The sequence below is a fragment of the Pseudomonas sp. NPDC090592 genome (assembly GCF_044769185.1).
Classification (GTDB): Bacteria; Pseudomonadota; Gammaproteobacteria; order Pseudomonadales; family Pseudomonadaceae; genus Aquipseudomonas.
This window is the reverse complement of record NZ_JBIVXJ010000040.1, coordinates 1-16,372: the sequence shown is the minus strand read 5'-3', so window position 1 is coordinate 16,372 and position 16,372 is coordinate 1. Positions and strand designations below refer to the sequence as shown.

The following is a 16,372-nucleotide window of genomic DNA, read 5'->3' as shown; positions in this document are numbered from 1 at the left end:
GTGCTCCTTAAAAACCCAGGCTGGACAGCAGATCATCGACATCGTCCTGACCGGACACGACGTCTTCACGCTTATCGGCATGAATCTGCGGACCTTCACCCCGAGTCGGATGTTTTTCTGCATCTTTTTCTGCGCGCAGTTGATCGTGGTCATGCTGGATACCGGCAAAGCGGTCGACCTGGCTGGCCATCAGCACCAATTTGAGCAGGTTGCTTTCCACCTCGGTCACCAAGGTGGTGACGCGCTTGATCACCTGCCCGGTCAGGTCCTGATAGTCCTGGGCCAGCAAGATGTCGTTGAGGTGGCCGGCGACCTTGCGGTTACCTTCGGCGCTATGCGTCAGGAAACTGTCGACGCGCTTGACCAGGTCACGGAATTCCGGCGCAGCCACTTCGCGGCGCATGAAGCGCTGCCAGTCGGTGCTCAAGGCCTTGGCTTCGCTGGCCAGGTCGTTGAGCACCGGGGTGCTTTCCTCGACCAGGTCCATGGTGCGGTTGGCCGCGCCTTCGGTCAGCTTGACCACGTACGACAGGCGCTCGGTGGCGTCGGTAATCTGCGACACCTCCTCGGCCTGCGGTATGGTCGGGTCGATCTGGAAGCTGACGATGGCACTGTGCAGCTCACGGGTCAGCTTGCCGACTTCCTGGTACAGGCCGCGGTCGCGGGTCTGGTTCAGCTCGTGAATCAGCTGCACCGCCTCGCCGAAGCGGCCCCGCTCCAGGCTTTCGACCAACTCCTGGGCGTGTTTCTTCAGGGTCGATTCGAACTCGCCCAAAGACGTTTGTGATGAATCCATGGCGCGCCCCCTGACGTGACTCAGCCGTTGACGCGTTCGAAGATCTTCTCGATCTTTTCTTTGAGCACCTGGGCGGTGAACGGCTTGACCACGTAACCATTGACGCCGGCCTGGGCCGCTTCGATGATCTGGTCGCGCTTGGCTTCGGCGGTCACCATCAATACTGGCAAGGTCTTCAGCTGATCGTCGGCACGCACTTTGCGCAGCAGGTCGATGCCGGACATGCCGGGCATGTTCCAGTCGGTCACCAGGAAGTCGTAGGCCCCCTTTTGCAGCATCGGCAGCGCCGTGGTGCCGTCGTCGGCTTCGTCGGTGTTGGTGAAACCCAGGTCACGCAACAGATTCTTGATGATCCGCCGCATCGTCGAAAAGTCGTCAACGATGAGGATTTTCATGTTCTTGTCCAATTAGACCTCCAAGCAGTCTCAAACGCGCCCGGCCGACCGGGCACGCACTCATTCAATTCGGTACAACGTGGGAAACGCACGTGGCAAACGACTGCAACGGCACCAGGCTCAACGCGCCCGCCATTCCCCCAGGCGGCTGCGCAGGCGCGCGGCACACTGGCTGTGCAACTGGCTGACCCGCGACTCGCTGACCCCCAGTACCTCGCCAATTTCCTTGAGGTTCAGCTCTTCGTCGTAGTACAGCGCCAGCACCAGGCGCTCACGCTCCGGCAGGTTGGCAATGGCCTCGGTCAGGGCAGCCTGGAAGCGTTCGTCCTCCAGCCCACGCGCCGGTTCCACATGGCCACTGGCGCCGTCCTCATGCAGCCCTTCGTGCTCGCCGTCCTGCAACAGGTCGTCAAAGCTGAACAGGCGGCTACCCAAGGTATCGTTCAAGATCCCGTAGTAATCATCGAGACTCAATTGGAGTTCGGCAGCAACTTCATGATCTTTAGCGTCGCGGCCGGTTCTGGCTTCAACGGCACGCATCGCGTCACTGACCATGCGGGTGTTGCGGTGCACCGAGCGCGGCGCCCAGTCACCCTTGCGCACCTCGTCCAGCATGGCGCCGCGGATACGGATGCCGGCATAGGTTTCGAAACTGGCGCCTTTGCTGGCGTCATACTTGTTGGCCACTTCCAGCAGGCCGATCATGCCGGCCTGGATCAAGTCCTCGACCTGCACGTTGGCTGGCAAACGCGCCAGCAGGTGGTAGGCAATGCGTTTGACCAGCGGTGCATAGCGTTCGATCAGCTCGTACTGGGCGTCTTTCGCCGCCCGGCTGTACATCTTGAAGCCGCTCGCGTTCATAGCACGGGTCCCGCGCTGGTGGGTTGCACCAGGCGCTCGACGAAGAACTCCAGGTGGCCACGCGGGTTGGCCGGCAGCGGCCAGCTGTCAACCTTCTGGGCAATCGCCTTGAAAGCCAGCGCACACTTGGAGCGGGGGAAGGCTTCGTACACGGCACGCTGCTTCTGCACCGCCTTGCGCACGCACTCGTCGTACGGCACGGCACCCACGTACTGCAGGGCAACGTCAAGGAACCGGTCGGTAACCTTGGTCAGCTTGGCGAACAGGTTGCGCCCTTCCTGCGGGCTCTGCGCCATGTTGGCCAGCACGCGGAAACGGTTCATGCCGTAGTCGCGGTTAAGCAGCTTGATCAGGGCGTAGGCGTCGGTGATCGAGGTAGGCTCGTCGCACACCACCAGCAACACTTCCTGGGCGGCGCGAACAAAGCTGACGACCGACTCACCGATACCCGCAGCGGTGTCGATCACCAGCACATCGAGGTTGTCGCCGATTTCGCTGAACGCTTGGATCAGCCCGGCATGCTGGGCCGGGGCCAGGTGCACCATGCTCTGGGTGCCCGACGCTGCCGGCACGATGCGCACACCGCCAGGCCCTTGCAGCATCACGTCACGCAGCTCGCAGCGCCCTTCAATGACATCGGCCAGGGTACGTTTGGGAGTGAGGCCCAGCAACACGTCGACGTTGGCCAGGCCAAGGTCGGCGTCAAGCAACATGACCCTGCGGCCAAGCTCGGCCAGCGCCAGGGACAAGTTCACTGAAACGTTAGTCTTGCCGACGCCACCTTTGCCACCGGTCACGGCGATCACCTGTACGGGATGCATGCTACCCATGTCTGTTATTTACCTTGTCTCGCTGGGACTCAGGCCACACGCGGGGCAATTCTGCGTACCCCTTGGCATAGCTACTTTGCACACGCTTCATGATCAACCCGCTCGCCGTGGGTTGTGATAGAGATCGGCGAACATGTCGGCCATGGCCTCTTCGCTGGGCTCGTCCTGCTGCTGCACATTGACCGCACGGGAGACCAGCTGGTGGCCACGCGGCAGGTGCAGGTCGTCAGGAATGCGCGGGCCGTCGGTGAGGTAGGCCACGGGCAGTTCATGACTGATGGCAAGGCTCAGCACATCACCGAGGCTTGCCGTTTCATCAAGTTTGGTCAGGATGCAGCCGGCCAGGCCACAGCGCTTGTAGCTGTGGTAGGCGGCGGTCAGCACCTGCTTCTGGCTGGTGGTGGCCAGCACCAGGTAATTCTTCGCGGCAATGCCACGCCCGGCCAGGGTTTCCAGTTGCATGCGCAGGGCCGGGTCGCTGGCCTGCAGGCCGGCGGTATCGATCAGCACCACACGCTTGCGCAGCAGCGGCTCCAGCGCTGCAGCCAGCGACTGGCCCGGGTCGACGTAGGTCACCGGCACGTTGAGAATGCGGCCCAGGGTCTTGAGCTGCTCCTGGGCGCCAATGCGGAAGCTGTCCATGCTCACCAGTGCCAGGTTCTGTGCGCCGTACTTGAGCACGTAACGGGCAGCCAGCTTGGCCAAGGTAGTGGTTTTGCCCATGCCGGCCGGGCCGACCATGGCAATCACCCCGCCCTCTTCGATCGGCTCGATTTCGGGAATCTCGATCATGCGGGCCAGGTGGGCCAGCAGCATGCGCCAGGCCTGGCGAGGCTCTTCGATTTCGTTGGTCAGGTCGAGCAGTTCGCGGGCAATCGGCCCGGACAGGCCGATGCGCTGCAGGCGGCGCCACAGGTTGGCCTGCTGCGGTTTGCTGCCCTGCAGTTGGGTCCAGGCCAGCGAACCCAGCTGCACTTCAAGCAGCTCGCGCAGGCCCGACAGCTCGGAGCGCATGGCATCGAACAGGCGCGGGTCGACCGGCGCCGCAGCGGGGGCGGCGGCGGCCTCGGGGGCATCGACGTGCGGTTCGATCAATGGCTCGGCGGCGGTCAACGACTGCCCGGCAAACAATTGGCGGTTGTTGTCGCTGCTGTCCTGGCGGTGGTCCAGCTCGGCCTGGGCAGTGGCAATGCGCGTATGGGTCTTGCGCAGCTCTTCTTCCAGCTCGGCGTTGGGCACACGCGGGGCCAGGGCGGACAGCTTGTAGTCCAGCGCGGCCGTCAGTTCGACACCACCGGCAATGCGGCGGTTGCCAATGATCGCGGCATCGGCGCCCAGCTCATCACGGACCAGCTTCATGGCCTGACGCATATCGGCGGCGAAAAATCGCTTAACTTGCATTATCCACTACCTCAGCCGTTAGGGCCCACGGTGGCAACGATGGTGACTTGCTTGTTGTCCGGTATTTCCTGATACGCCAGAACATGCAAATTCGGTACAGCCAGGCGACCGAAACGCGACAGCATGGCGCGGATCGGGCCGGCGACCAGAAGGATAGCCGGCTGGCCCTGCATTTCCTGGCGCTGGGCCGCTTCGATCAGCGAACGTTGCAGCTTCTCGGCCATGCTGGGCTCCAGAAGAACACCATCTTCCTGACCCTGCCCGGCCCTTTGCAGACTATTGAGCAAGATCTGTTCCAACCTTGGCTCCAGGGTAATCACAGGCAGCTCGGACTCAACACCGACAATGCTTTGCACGATGGCGCGACACAATCCGACGCGCACTGCCGCCACCAGCGCGGCGGTATCTTGACTCTTGCCGGCGTTATTCGCGATCGCTTCGGCGATACTGCGAATATCGCGCACCGGCACCTGTTCCGACAACAGTGCCTGTAGCACCTTGAGCAGGCCCGACAAGGAAATGACACCTGGCACCAGTTCTTCTGCAAGTTTAGGCGATGCCTTGGCCAGCACCTGCAACAGTTGCTGGACCTCTTCGTGGCCGATCAGCTCGTGGCAGTGCTTCTGCAAGATCTGGTTGAGGTGGGTGGCCACCACGGTACTGGCGTCGACCACCGTGTAGCCCAGCGATTGCGCCTGGGAGCGCTGGCCAACGTCGATCCACACGGCCTCCAGGCCAAACGCCGGGTCGCGTGCGGCAATGCCGTTTAGGGTACCGAACACCTGCCCCGGGTTGATCGCCAGCTCGCGGTCCGGGTAGATCTCGGCCTCGGCCAGGATCACCCCCATCAGGGTCAGGCGATAGGCGCTGGGCTGCAGGTCGAGGTTGTCGCGAATATGCACGGTGGGCATCAGGAAGCCCAGGTCTTGCGACAGCTTCTTGCGCACACCCTTGATCCGCGCCAGCAACTGGCCGCCCTGGTTGCGGTCGACCAGCGGGATCAAGCGGTAGCCAACCTCCAGGCCGATCATGTCGATGGGCGTCACATCGTCCCAGCCAAGCTCCTTGGTCTCTTGCGCGCGCTGTGGCGAAGGCAGCAGGTCTTGCTGGCGCTGCGCCTCTTGCTGCGCCTCCAGTTTGGCCTTGTTCTGCTTTTTCCACACCAGATAGGCACCGCCACCGGCCAGTAGGCCGAGGCTGAGGAAGGCCACGTGCGGCATGCCCGGTACCAGGCCCATGACGATCATCAGCGCACCGGACACCGCCAGCGCCTTGGGCGAATCGAACATCTGCCGGTTGATCAGCTTGCCCATGTCCTCGGAGCCCGAGGCGCGGGTGACCATGATCGCCGCTGCGGTGGACAGCAACAGTGATGGCAATTGCGCCACCAAACCGTCACCAATGGTCAGCAGGGCGTACACCTTGCCGGCGTCGCTGAAGGTCATGCCGTGTTGCAGCATGCCGATCAGCATGCCGCCGATCAGGTTGATGAACAGGATCAGCAGGCCGGCGATGGCGTCACCGCGGACGAACTTGCTGGCACCGTCCATCGAGCCGTAGAACTCGGCCTCCTGCGCCACTTCGGCACGGCGGTGCTTGGCCTGCGCCTGGTCGATCAGGCCGGCGTTGAGGTCGGCGTCGATGGCCATCTGCTTGCCGGGCATGGCATCCAGGGTGAAGCGTGCGCTCACTTCCGAGATACGCCCGGCACCCTTGGTCACCACCACGAAGTTGATGATCATGAGGATGGCGAACACCACGCCGCCGACCACGTAGTTGCCGCCGATCACCACCTCACCGAAGGCCTGGATCACCTTGCCGGCAGCGCCGTGGCCTTCCTGGCCATGCAGCATGACCACCCGGGTGGACGCCACGTTCAGGGCCAGGCGCAGCAGCGTGGCCACCAGCAGGATGGTGGGGAATGCGGCGAAGTCGAGCGGCCGCAGGGCGTAGACGCACACCAGCAGCACCACGATCGACAGGGCGATGTTGAAGGTAAAGAACACGTCGAGCAGGAACGGCGGTATCGGCAACATCATCATTGCCAACATCACCAGCAGCAGCAGCGGCACGCCCAGGTTGCCCCGGCCGAGCCCGGCCAGGTTGTTGCGGGCATTGCTGATTAACTGAGTGCGATCCACCGCGAGTCCTCTTGATGCAAAACTTTGACGCCACAGGGGCATCTGCGGCTGGCATTGCAAGAAGCTTTCCAACTTTGCAGTTTGAGAGTTCGCCTTGGATTTTTTGGTGCCCGGAAGATCGAGCGCCGCCCGCGCGGCGCTTCGCGGGGCAAGCCCGCTCCCACATTTGTTGCAACGTGGCCATGCCTGTGGAAGCGGCGTTGCCCGCCTGGGTGCATGCCTCAAGACAGGTGGGGCAGCGACAGCGCCAGTCAGGAAATTGAGTCATGGCAACAAGGCTCACAACCATGGCCTCACAGGTTCGGCACGTTGCAACAAATGTGGGAGCGGGCTTGCCCCGCGAAGCGCCGCGCGGGCGGCGCTCGATCTCATAGGCGCCGCAAATCCACCGCCGAACACATCAACTGTCGCGGCGCAGGTCTGGCGGTATCGGCAGGTCGTCTTTCAGCGGCTCTGGCCGCTTGCCCCTGCCGGCACGGTACTGACGGATCTGGAACACGTAGGCCAATACCTGCGCCACCGCCAGATACAAGCCCGCAGGAATTTCCTGCTCAGGCTCGGTGGAGTAATAGATCGCCCGCGCCAACGCCGGCGATTCGAGGATCTGGATCTTGTGCTCCACGCCAATCTCGCGAATCTTCAAGGCCATGAAGTCGGTACCCTTGGCCAGCAGCAGCGGCGCCGTGCCGCCCTTTTCCGGGTCGTACTGCAAGGCCACCGCATAGTGCGTCGGGTTGGTGATGATCACGTCGGCTTGCGGCACCGCCGCCATCATGCGCCGCTGCGACATCTCGCGCTGCAACTGACGAATACGCTGCTTGACCTCGGGCTTACCCTCGCTGTCCTTGTATTCGTCGCGCACTTCCTGCTTGGTCATCTTCATTTTCTTGTGCGTCTGGTACAGCTGGAACGGCACATCCGCCGCTGCAATCAGCAGCAGCCCGGCCGACATCCACAGCGCACTCCAGCCCACCACCTGCAGGCTATGGATGATCGCCTGTTCCAGCGGTTCGTTGGCGATCGACAGCAAGGCCTGGCGATCGTTGATCAGCACCACCACGGCCACCACCAGAATGACGAAGAACTTGGCCAATGCCTTCAGCAACTCGGTCAGGCTGTTCATCGAGAACATGCGCTTGATCCCAGACAACGGGTTCATGCGGCTGAACTTGGGCTCCAGCAGGCTGCCGGAAAACAGGAAACCGCCCAAGGCGATGGGTGCCACGAAGGAGATCACGAACAGCAGGATGAGGATCGGCTGCACCGCCCAGATCGCCATCTTTCCCGAGGCCAGCAGAAAAGCCCCCATGGCGCGCTCATCGACGATCACCTCGCGGGTCAGGCTGAAGTTCATGTGCATCAACGCCAGCAGCGTCTCGGCCAGGTGGCCGCCGAAGGCCAACAAGCCGCCGGCGCCAGCCAGGGTCACCGCCACCGTGTTCAGCTCCTTGGAGCGCGCAATCTCGCCTTTCTCGCGGGCATCGCGCTTGCGCTTCTCGGTGGGGTCTTCTGTCTTGTCCTGGCCACTCTCGCTTTCAGACATGCTTAGCGCGCCCTCGCCAGTTCACGCAGCCATTGCAGCGCTTCGCTGGCCAATGTCTGGTAGTGGGACAGCACATCGGCCAGGCCAACCCAGAAAATGAGCATGCCCATCACCAGGGTCAGCGGAAAGCCGATGGAGAAGATGTTCAACTGAGGCGCCGCGCGGGTCATCACGCCAAAGGCGATGTTCACCACCAGCAAGGCGGCAATCACCGGCAAAATCAACAGCAAGCCGGCCGCGAACACCCACCCCAGGCGCCCCGCCAGCTCCCAGTACTGGTTGACCACCAGCGCATTGCCAACCGGCAAGGTGGTAAAGCTCTCGGTCAGCACCTCGAACACCACCAGGTGGCCGTTCATCAGCAGGAACAGCACGCTCACCAGCATGGTCAGGAACTGGCTGATCACCGTGACGTTCACGCCGTTGGCGGGGTCTACCATCGAGGCGAAGGCCATGCCCATCTGCACCGCGACGATCTGACCGGCGATCACGAAGGCCTGGAACAGCAACTGCAAGGCCAGGCCGAACAGCGCGCCGACAATGATCTGCTCGGCGCACAGCAGCAGGCCGCGCAGGCTCAACGGGTCGAATTCGGGCAACGGTGGCAGCGCCGGCACGATGACCACGGTGATCGCCACCGCTACGTACAGGCGAACCCGCGCAGGCAGCATGCGGGTACCGAAGATCGGCATGGTCATCAATACCGCAGTCACCCTGAACAAGGGCAGGATGAAGGTGGCAACCCAGGTGCCGATCTGCGTGTCGGTCAGCTCCAGCATCAGCGCCTCAACCGATCAGTTGCGGGATGTTGGTGTAGAGGTTGGTGATGTACTCCATGAACTTCTGCACCAGCCAAGGCCCCGCAACGATCAGCGTAATCAGCATGACCAGCAGGCGCGGCAGAAAGCTCAGGGTCTGTTCGTTGATCTGCGTGGCGGCCTGGAACATCGCCACCACCAGGCCCACCAGCAGGCTCGGCACCACCAGCACGGCAACCATCAGGGTGGTCAGCCACAAGGCATCGCGGAACAGGTCGACAGCAACTTCAGGTGTCATCGGCGGCTCTCCTTGACGGCGTCAGACGCCGCCGAAACTGCTGGCCAGGGTACCCATGATCAGCGCCCAGCCATCCACCAGCACGAACAGCATGATCTTGAACGGCAGCGAAATGATCAGCGGCGACAGCATCATCATACCCATGGCCATCAGCACACTCGCCACCACCATGTCGATGATCAGGAACGGGATGAAGATCATGAAACCGATCTGGAATGCGGTTTTCAGCTCGGAGGTGACAAACGCTGGCACCAGAATCGTCAGCGGCACCTGGTCGGGGCCGGCGATGTCGGTACGTTTGGACAGGCGCATGAACAGGTCGAGGTCGCTTTGCCGGGTTTGCGCCAGCATGAAGTCCTTGAGTGGCACCTGGGCCTTGTCGATGGCCTGCTGGGCAGTCATCTGCTCTTTCAGGTACGGCTGCAATGCATCCTGGTTCACCCGGTCGAACACCGGGGCCATGATGAACATGGTCAGGAACAGTGCCATGCCGGTCAAGATCTGGTTCGACGGCGTCTGCTGCAAGCCCAGGGCCTGACGCAGGATCGAGAACACGATGATGATGCGGGTGAAGCTGGTCATCAGGATGACGAACGCCGGGATGAAACTCAGCGCCGTCATGATCAGCAGGATCTGCAGGCTGACCGAATACTCCTGCTGCCCGTCCGCACCATTGGACAGGGTAATGGCCGGGATCGACAACGGGTCGGCAGCCAGGGCCAGTGGCGCGGCCAGCAGCAGCGCCAGGGTCAAAAACGTACGCAGCGCGCCGCTCATCACGTGTTGTCCTTAGGGTTCTTGCCCATCAGCTCCATCAGTCGCTGGGCAAACTCCGGCGTCGTCTGACGGGCGCCTTCTGGCACAGCCACAGGCTCGGCCAGCACATGCAAGGCTTCGATACTGCCGGGGGTATGGCCGATCAGGATCTGCTCCTTGCCCACCTGCACCAGCAGCAGCCGGTCACGCGGGCCGATGGCGCGGCTGCCGACAATCTCGATCACCTGCCCACCCTTCACCGCAGTGCTCTGCAGGCGCCGCAGCAGCCAGGCCAGCAAGAAGATCAGGCCCACCACCAGCAACAGGCCGAATACCATCTGCGCCAACTGCCCGCCCAGGCTGCCAGGTGGCGAGGCCGGGGTTGCCGCCGGCGTGGCGGCGGCCAGGCAGGCGTGGCTGGCCAGCAGCGCCGCGAACGCCGCCAAGGCGCGCATCGTGCCCTTCACTCAGCGCAGCTTCTTGATACGTTCGCTGGGGCTGATCACGTCGGTCAGGCGGATGCCGAACTTCTCGTTGACCACTACCACTTCGCCATGGGCGATCAGCGTGCCGTTGACCAGCACGTCGAGCGGCTCGCCGGCCAGGCGGTCAAGCTCGATCACCGAGCCCTGGTTCAGTTGCAGCAGGTTACGGATGTTGATCTCGGTGCTGCCCACTTCCATGGAAATGCTCACCGGGATATCCAGGATCACGTCCAGGTTCGGGCCTTCGAGGCTGACGTTTTCGTTCGGCTTCGGCGAGCTGGCGAACTCTTCCATCGGCAGACGGCCAGGGCCACCGCTGCTGCCGACATCACCGCCCAGCAGTGCATCGATATCGGCCTGCCCGGCCGAGCCGGTTTCTTCAAGGGCCGCAGCCCACTCATCGGCCAGCGCCTGGTCTTCTGCGGAGGTGATCTCGTTTTCGTTAGCCATGGTTTCCTCGACAGGCATTCAATTCGTTGTAAGCGACCGGCACGCCGTCAGCGGCGTTCGATCGGGTCGATGATTTGCAGGGCCAGGTTGCCCTTGTGCGAGCCCAGCCGCGCCTTGAACGCCGGCACGCCGTTGGCGCGCAGCACCAGGTGCTCGGGCAGCTCCACCGGGATCACGTCGCCAGGCTGCATGTGCAGGATGTCGCGCAGCTTCAGCTGGCGCCGGGCGACGGTGGCGGTCATCGGCACGGCCACGTCCAGCACGTCCTCGCGCAGGGCCTTGACCCAACGCTCGTCCTGGTCGTCCAGGTCGGACTGGAAGCCGGCATCGAGCATTTCGCGCACCGGCTCGATCATCGAGTACGGCATGGTCACGTGCAGGTCGCCGCCACCGCCGTCCAGTTCGATGTGGAAGGTGGACACCACCACCGCCTCGCTGGGGCCGACGATGTTGGCCATGGCCGGGTTGACCTCGGAGTTCATGTACTCGAAGGTAACCGGCATGATCGCCTGCCAGGCTTCCTTGAGGTCGACGAAGCACTGGTCCAGCACCATGCGTACCACGCGCAGCTCGGTGGGGGTGAATTCACGGCCTTCGATCTTGGCGTGACGGCCATCGCCACCAAAGAAGTTGTCCACCAGCTTGAACACCAGCTTGGCATCAAGGATGAACAGCGACGTGCCACGCAGCGGCTTGATCTTGACCAGGTTGAGGCTGGTCGGCACATACAGCGAGTGCACGTACTCGCCAAACTTCATCACCTGCACGCCACCCACCGCCACGTCGGCAGAGCGGCGCAGCAGGTTGAACATGCTGATGCGGGTGTAACGGGCGAAACGCTCGTTGATCATTTCCAGGGTCGGCATGCGACCCCGCACGATACGGTCCTGACTGGTCAGGTCGTAGCTTTTGATGCTGCCAGGCTCGGATGCACTTTCGGTCTGCACCAGCCCGTCGTCGACGCCATGCAACAGGGCATCGATTTCATCCTGGGACAGCAGGTCCTGTACGGCCATTGCGGACTCCTACTGCAATACGAAATTGGTGAACAGCAACTGGTCGATGACCGGCTTGCCGACTTCCTTCTGCGCCACTTCCTGCACCACGGCAGTGGCCTTCTGGCGCAGCATCTCCTGCCCCACCGGGCTGCTGGCCAGGGTGTCGAAGCCCTGCCCGGAGAACATCATTACCAGGTTGTTGCGGATCACCGGCATGTGCACCTTGAGGGCGTCCAGATCGGCCTGGTTGCGTGCCTGCATGGTGATGCTCAGCTGCATGTAGCGCTGGCGGCCATTCTGGTTGAAGTTGACAACGAAGGCCGGGGTGAGCGCCTCGTAGATGGCCGCAGGCTTGACGTTGCTGGCCGCAGGCTCGGCGGCCGGGGCCGGCTCGCTCTTGTGCATGATGAACCAGGTAGCGCCCACCGAAAGGCCGACCGCCAGCAACAGGCCGACAACGGCCAGCAGGATCAGCTTGAGTTTGCCTTTAGCGGCGGGGTCTTTCACTGCTTCGCTTTTCGCCATGCCAATAATCCGTCGTCCATCGGGGGTTCAAGGGAGGATGGCTTGGCTTGAGCAAGTGTTATGCCAGATTTTGCAGAAGATGGGTTTCAGCAGGGTTTGCGGTGTTGCCTTCTTCGCGGGCTCGCCCGCTCCCACAGGTACTGCACCGGTTTCGAAATCAGTGAAATTCCTGTGGGAGCGGGCGAGCCCGCGAATAGGCCGGCACAGCGAAAAACAGGGTCAGGCGTAATAATCGACCGCACTGTCGCCGATAACCACCTGCTGCTCCACAGGCCGGGCACTGTCCACCATCTCACCTGCGCCCTGCTCCGCCTGCCGCGCAGCTACCCCGGACAGGTTGCTGCCCTGCGCCTGCCCCTGCTGCTGCTGCCCACGCGACTGGTCGGCCACGTTCACATCCGGCTGGGCCAGCCCCTGCTGGGCGAACAACTCGCGCAGGCGGTGCACCTGGCTGTCGAGGGCATCACGCACACCGGCGTGGCCGCTGATGAAGGTGACCTGGGTCGACTGGTCCGTCGCAACATTGACGCGAATGTCCAGGCGGCCCAGCTCCGCGGGCTCCAGCTGGATATCGGCCGACTTGAGGTTCTGGCTGGACAGGTACATGACCCGGTTGACCAGGCCCTCGGCCCACGCCCCCTGGTTCATCGGCAATGGCTGATGCAACGGGCCGGCATTGGCCGGCACGGCGGCGGTCTTGGCAGTGGCGGCCTGGGTCAGGCTGGCCAGGCGGTTGGCGAAATCATCGATGCGGGTGTCGCTGCTGGCGCTCTTGGTGTCCTTCAAGCCATCTTCAAGCAAGGCACCGTACGCCTTGTCACCCGGCTCACCCCCTTCGCCTTCGGCATTCTCGACCAGATTCGCCAAGGTATTGACGGCTGCCTGCCCCTCCTCGCCTTGTGCCTGGTTAGGGTCAAGGGCATGTGCCGAAGTGGCACCCTTGGCCTGGGCACTGTGCTCCAGCGCCAGGCGCAGGGTTGGCAGATTGGCCAGGGGGTCGGCATCAGGGTCGAAGGCTTCTTCGTCAGCGGGTGCTTCGGGCAGCGCCGGAAGCGAGGCCTGCGCCGTGGCGGCTTGCAGCACTGGCGCCACGGCCTCGGCCTGGGCCTGGATCAACTGAGCGCCGGGCTGCGCATCGGTAACCTGGCCAGCCACCAGGCTGGCATCGCGCAACCCTGTATCGGCCTGCGCCGAATCGTCTGCTGGCAATTTGTTGCCGTCATCGGCAACGGCGCCTTTGTCGGCAGCGTCTTTCTTGCCACCCGCCGCTGCTTCTGGTTTGTCCTTGGGCTTGGCCTGGGCGGGCTTGTCATCCTGCCCGGCAACCTTGTCACGCCCTTGCCTGGCCATCACCTGACCAAAGCCATCGCCCTTGTCGCCCGCCGCCTGCAGCGGTTTGTCCGCCTGCGCGGTAGCCGCACGCGAGGTGCTGGCAAGGGTATTGGCTTGAAGCAAAGGGTTGGGTGCGACAGGCATCGAGCGGTCTCCGCGCCAGAATCAAAAAAATCTTCCAGCCAAAGAAAAGCAAGACTCGCGCCAACTCGCGCATCAACCCGCAGAAATACGCTGCTGCTCGCCGCGATAGAAGCGCTGCACCTCGACGAATTCCTCGTCGATGCGGTTGATCAGGTCCTCGATGCCATACAGCGGGGGCCGCCTAGCACGGTCCTCCAGCTGCTGGCACAGGCCAGCCAGGGCCACGGCACCCATGTTGCTGCTGCTACCCTTGAAACTGTGGGCCGCCGCACCGAGCTCTTCGGCGCTTTTGGCCGCGTGCAACTGGCCCAGGCGCCGCTCGGAGTCGTCGAGATAAGTCTGCACCAACTGCAGGTAACCATCCTCCATGACCTCACGCAGGTCACTGAGTACCTTGTGGTCGATATGCATGTCAGTCACTTGTTCACTCCTTGATCAAGCCAGATTATGCCCGAGCCACCCAGTGGCTCACCATACGAACTCCACATGCGCGCAGCGCCCGCCCTCGCTCCAGCGCGCGTCGCTTGCCAGCCGCTGCACCAGTGTCAGGCCACGCCCGCTCAGCCCCTGGTCCAGCGATGGCCGCGAAAGCACGCGCACCACATCGAAACCGGCACCGCTGTCGCGCACCTCGATATTCAGACGCCCGCCGTCGCCATGCGGTTCAACCTTGAAATCAATACGCACAAAGCCGTCAGCCAGCACGCCCAGGCGCCGGGCGCGCTCCTGATAATACTCGGCAAACCCGTGCACATCGCGCTTGAGCTTCGAGTCCAGGCCCAGCACGCCATGCTCCAGCGCATTGGAATACAACTCGCTGAGGACACTGTGCAAGTTGCCGGTACGGGCGCGCAGGCCATGAATCTCCTGCAACAACTGCACCAGGTAGGGTATCGGATTGAAGCGTTTCAGGCTCTCGCCGCGCACCTCGAAGCCCAGCGACCAGTCCAGCGGGCTGGAGCGGCCGCTATCAGAGTAGATCATTGGCGCTGGCACCCTCTCCTCGGCGCTGAACATGCGGATGTCGCACAGGCTGATGTCATCACGCGGCTGCCCGCCAAAGCGTTCGAGCGCCTGCATCACCTCGTCGAACAAGTGCACCGGGTCGCGATTGTCGGCCAGTACCGCACGCAGCCGCTCCACTCCAAACAGGCGCTCCTGTTCATCGGCGGTATCGAGTACGCCGTCCGACAACAGCAGCAGGCGCTCACCGGGCGCCAATGGCAGCACCTCGGTACTGTCATCAAAGCGCTCGGCAGCCAGAATGCCCAGCGGCAGGTGCTGCGAACCCAGCGATGATAGCACCTCGCCATCCATCGACAAACGGTAGCCATCGGGCATGCCGCCATTCCACACCTCGACGCAACTGCGCTGCAGGTTGAGGTCGAGCAGCAGCGCACAGCAGAACATGTCCACGGGCAGGATGCGTTTGAGCTTGGCGTTCATCTCGCGCAGGATCGGCGCCATGCCATATCCCTTGGCGGTCATGCCATAGAACACTTCGGCCAGCGGCATGGCCCCCACGGCGGCGGGCAGGCCGTGGCCGGTGAAATCGCCGAGCAGCACGCGCATGTCGCCGGCCGGGGTGAACGCGGCCAGCATCAGGTCACCGTTGAACAGTGCATAGGGCGATTGCAGGTAGCGGATGTTGGGGGCAGACAGGCAGCCAGAGTGGGCAACCTTGTCGAATACGGCCTTGGCCACCCGCTGCTCGTTGAGCAGGTGGTGGTGATGCCGGGTAATCTGGTCGCGCTGCGCCAGCACGGTGGCCTGCAGCCGGCGCAGGCGATCCATGGCGCGGATCTTGGCGCCGAGGATCACCGCACTGTAGGGTTTGGCCATGAAATCATCGCCCCCGGCCTCCAGGCAGCGCACCAGGCCCTCCTCTTCGTTCAGCGAGGTGAGGAAGATGATGGGCACCAGCGCCTCGCCGGCCAAGGCCTTGATCTGCCGGGCCGCCTCGAAACCGTCCATCACCGGCATCAGCGCATCCAGCAGTACCAGTTGCGGGCGCTGCTCGATAAACAACGCCACTGCCTGCTCGCCGTTTTCTGCGGTGAATACCTGATGCCCCTGACGCCGCACGATCTGCGCAAGCAGCAGGCGGTCGGCGGCACCGTCTTCAGCGACCAGCACGGTCAACGCCTGTTCGGCCGGCATGTCGGCGCTCAGCTGATATTGAAGAGTTTTTCGAAATTGGAGATGGCGAGGATCTTGCGCACATCGGAGTTGGCGTGCACCACGCGCACGTCCGACTCATCGCCGCCCGCATGGTCCCGCAGCAACAGCAGCATGCCGAGCGCGGAGCTATCGAGGTAGGTGGTGCCACTCAAGTCGACGACCACCGAATCAAGCTTTTTTTCGTAGCGTTCGTAGGCGTCACGAAATTCCTGATGTTTGCCGAAATCGAAGCGCCCCTTGATCTTGATCGTCAGCTTTTTCCCGTCCTGCGAAAAATCAGTCTCGACTGCCATGCTAGCGATTCCTTCGATGATGGCGGATGCAACTGCATTAAGGTTTAGCAGGCGATGGTATGGGTGGCAAGTGCTTGCCTTGGGGGTTGCGGCGCCTGGGAGATCGAGCGCCGCCCGCGCGGCGCTTCGCGGGGCAAGCCCGCTCCCACATTTGTTGCAACGTGCCGAACCTGTCAGGCCATGGT

The 16,372-nt window shown here is 62.9% G+C and carries 18 protein-coding genes; all 18 read right to left on the bottom strand.

Annotation, left to right across the window (positions count from 1 at the left end):
- Positions 1 to 7: 7 nt before the first annotated feature.
- The 18 genes from ACIQUI_RS25695 to ACIQUI_RS25610 all read right to left on the bottom strand — a co-directional run bounded on the left by ACIQUI_RS25695 (position 8) and on the right by ACIQUI_RS25610 (position 16,187).
- Positions 8 to 796 carry a protein phosphatase CheZ gene (locus ACIQUI_RS25695; RefSeq protein ID WP_391132657.1) on the bottom strand — a complete coding sequence of 263 codons (789 nt, stop codon included), beginning with the start codon at positions 794 to 796 and terminating at the stop codon, positions 8 to 10.
- Positions 797 to 816: 20 nt separating this feature from the next.
- Entirely contained in the window at positions 817 to 1,191 is a 375-nt protein-coding gene (locus ACIQUI_RS25690; RefSeq protein ID WP_403203438.1) for a chemotaxis response regulator CheY, read from the bottom strand.
- 120 nt (positions 1,192 to 1,311) lie between these two features.
- Positions 1,312 to 2,052, bottom strand: coding sequence for an RNA polymerase sigma factor FliA (gene fliA, locus ACIQUI_RS25685; RefSeq protein ID WP_019472908.1), 741 nt, complete (start codon positions 2,050 to 2,052; stop codon positions 1,312 to 1,314).
- A complete protein-coding gene (fleN, locus tag ACIQUI_RS25680; protein ID WP_391132826.1) occupies positions 2,049 to 2,891 on the bottom strand; it encodes a flagellar synthesis regulator FleN in 843 nt (280 codons plus the stop codon). The genes fliA and fleN overlap by 4 nt, the downstream gene beginning before the upstream one ends.
- A gap of 84 nt (positions 2,892 to 2,975) precedes the next feature.
- A complete protein-coding gene (gene flhF / locus ACIQUI_RS25675) occupies positions 2,976 to 4,283 on the bottom strand; it encodes a flagellar biosynthesis protein FlhF (RefSeq protein WP_391132659.1) in 1,308 nt (435 codons plus the stop codon).
- 11 nt (positions 4,284 to 4,294) lie between these two features.
- Complete coding sequence (gene flhA / locus ACIQUI_RS25670) at positions 4,295 to 6,424, bottom strand: flagellar biosynthesis protein FlhA (RefSeq protein ID WP_403203435.1); 2,130 nt, start codon at positions 6,422 to 6,424, stop codon at positions 4,295 to 4,297.
- Between the two features lie 400 nt (positions 6,425 to 6,824).
- Positions 6,825 to 7,967 (bottom strand): flagellar biosynthesis protein FlhB, encoded by a 1,143-nt coding sequence (flhB, locus tag ACIQUI_RS25665; protein ID WP_403203433.1) that lies wholly within the window; start codon positions 7,965 to 7,967, stop codon positions 6,825 to 6,827.
- Positions 7,968 to 7,969: 2 nt separating this feature from the next.
- Positions 7,970 to 8,746: a flagellar biosynthetic protein FliR gene (fliR, locus tag ACIQUI_RS25660; protein ID WP_403203431.1), complete on the bottom strand. Its 777-nt coding sequence runs from the start codon at positions 8,744 to 8,746 to the stop codon at positions 7,970 to 7,972.
- Positions 8,747 to 8,753: 7 nt separating this feature from the next.
- A complete protein-coding gene (gene fliQ / locus ACIQUI_RS25655; RefSeq protein ID WP_258908028.1) occupies positions 8,754 to 9,023 on the bottom strand; it encodes a flagellar biosynthesis protein FliQ in 270 nt (89 codons plus the stop codon).
- A gap of 21 nt (positions 9,024 to 9,044) precedes the next feature.
- On the bottom strand, positions 9,045 to 9,800 hold the full coding sequence (gene fliP / locus ACIQUI_RS25650) for a flagellar type III secretion system pore protein FliP (protein ID WP_403203430.1): 756 nt from the start codon (positions 9,798 to 9,800) through the stop codon (positions 9,045 to 9,047).
- Entirely contained in the window at positions 9,800 to 10,234 is a 435-nt protein-coding gene (gene fliO / locus ACIQUI_RS25645) for a flagellar biosynthetic protein FliO (RefSeq protein ID WP_403203506.1), read from the bottom strand. The genes fliP and fliO overlap by 1 nt, the downstream gene beginning before the upstream one ends.
- 12 nt (positions 10,235 to 10,246) lie before the next feature.
- On the bottom strand, positions 10,247 to 10,714 hold the full coding sequence (fliN, locus tag ACIQUI_RS25640; protein ID WP_391132671.1) for a flagellar motor switch protein FliN: 468 nt from the start codon (positions 10,712 to 10,714) through the stop codon (positions 10,247 to 10,249).
- Between the two features lie 47 nt (positions 10,715 to 10,761).
- A complete protein-coding gene (gene fliM / locus ACIQUI_RS25635; RefSeq protein WP_012273501.1) occupies positions 10,762 to 11,730 on the bottom strand; it encodes a flagellar motor switch protein FliM in 969 nt (322 codons plus the stop codon).
- Positions 11,731 to 11,739: 9 nt separating this feature from the next.
- Entirely contained in the window at positions 11,740 to 12,237 is a 498-nt protein-coding gene (fliL, locus tag ACIQUI_RS25630; RefSeq protein ID WP_403203429.1) for a flagellar basal body-associated protein FliL, read from the bottom strand.
- A 219-nt stretch (positions 12,238 to 12,456) separates the two neighbouring features.
- On the bottom strand, positions 12,457 to 13,713 hold the full coding sequence (locus ACIQUI_RS25625; protein ID WP_403203428.1) for a flagellar hook-length control protein FliK: 1,257 nt from the start codon (positions 13,711 to 13,713) through the stop codon (positions 12,457 to 12,459).
- 72 nt (positions 13,714 to 13,785) lie between these two features.
- Complete coding sequence (locus tag ACIQUI_RS25620; protein ID WP_403203427.1) at positions 13,786 to 14,133, bottom strand: Hpt domain-containing protein; 348 nt, start codon at positions 14,131 to 14,133, stop codon at positions 13,786 to 13,788.
- Between the two features lie 48 nt (positions 14,134 to 14,181).
- Positions 14,182 to 15,873, bottom strand: coding sequence for a SpoIIE family protein phosphatase (locus ACIQUI_RS25615; RefSeq protein WP_403203426.1), 1,692 nt, complete (start codon positions 15,871 to 15,873; stop codon positions 14,182 to 14,184).
- Between the two features lie 8 nt (positions 15,874 to 15,881).
- The gene (locus ACIQUI_RS25610; protein WP_403203504.1) at positions 15,882 to 16,187 is read right to left on the bottom strand and encodes an STAS domain-containing protein; all 306 of its coding nucleotides are present in this window, start codon (positions 16,185 to 16,187) and stop codon (positions 15,882 to 15,884) included.
- Positions 16,188 to 16,372: the final 185 nt, after the last annotated feature.

Bases quoted from the DNA above. Each gene is read 5' to 3' on its own strand.
- fliQ (WP_258908028.1), bottom strand. From the start codon at position 9,023: ATGACACCTGAAGTTGCTGTCGACCTGTTCCGCGATGCCTTGTGGCTG.
- flhF (WP_391132659.1), bottom strand. From the start codon at position 4,283: ATGCAAGTTAAGCGATTTTTCGCCGCCGATATGCGTCAGGCCATGAAG.
- fliR (WP_403203431.1), bottom strand. From the start codon at position 8,746: ATGCTGGAGCTGACCGACACGCAGATCGGCACCTGGGTTGCCACCTTC.
- ACIQUI_RS25690 (WP_403203438.1), bottom strand. From the start codon at position 1,191: ATGAAAATCCTCATCGTTGACGACTTTTCGACGATGCGGCGGATCATC.
- ACIQUI_RS25610 (WP_403203504.1), bottom strand. From the start codon at position 16,187: ATGGCAGTCGAGACTGATTTTTCGCAGGACGGGAAAAAGCTGACGATC.
- ACIQUI_RS25695 (WP_391132657.1), bottom strand. From the start codon at position 796: ATGGATTCATCACAAACGTCTTTGGGCGAGTTCGAATCGACCCTGAAG.
- ACIQUI_RS25615 (WP_403203426.1), bottom strand. From the start codon at position 15,873: ATGCCGGCCGAACAGGCGTTGACCGTGCTGGTCGCTGAAGACGGTGCC.
- ACIQUI_RS25625 (WP_403203428.1), bottom strand. From the start codon at position 13,713: ATGCCTGTCGCACCCAACCCTTTGCTTCAAGCCAATACCCTTGCCAGC.
- fliO (WP_403203506.1), bottom strand. From the start codon at position 10,234: ATGCGCGCCTTGGCGGCGTTCGCGGCGCTGCTGGCCAGCCACGCCTGC.
- fliL (WP_403203429.1), bottom strand. From the start codon at position 12,237: ATGGCGAAAAGCGAAGCAGTGAAAGACCCCGCCGCTAAAGGCAAACTC.
- flhB (WP_403203433.1), bottom strand. From the start codon at position 7,967: ATGTCTGAAAGCGAGAGTGGCCAGGACAAGACAGAAGACCCCACCGAG.
- fliN (WP_391132671.1), bottom strand. From the start codon at position 10,714: ATGGCTAACGAAAACGAGATCACCTCCGCAGAAGACCAGGCGCTGGCC.
- fliM (WP_012273501.1), bottom strand. From the start codon at position 11,730: ATGGCCGTACAGGACCTGCTGTCCCAGGATGAAATCGATGCCCTGTTG.
- fliP (WP_403203430.1), bottom strand. From the start codon at position 9,800: ATGAGCGGCGCGCTGCGTACGTTTTTGACCCTGGCGCTGCTGCTGGCC.
- fliA (WP_019472908.1), bottom strand. From the start codon at position 2,052: ATGAACGCGAGCGGCTTCAAGATGTACAGCCGGGCGGCGAAAGACGCC.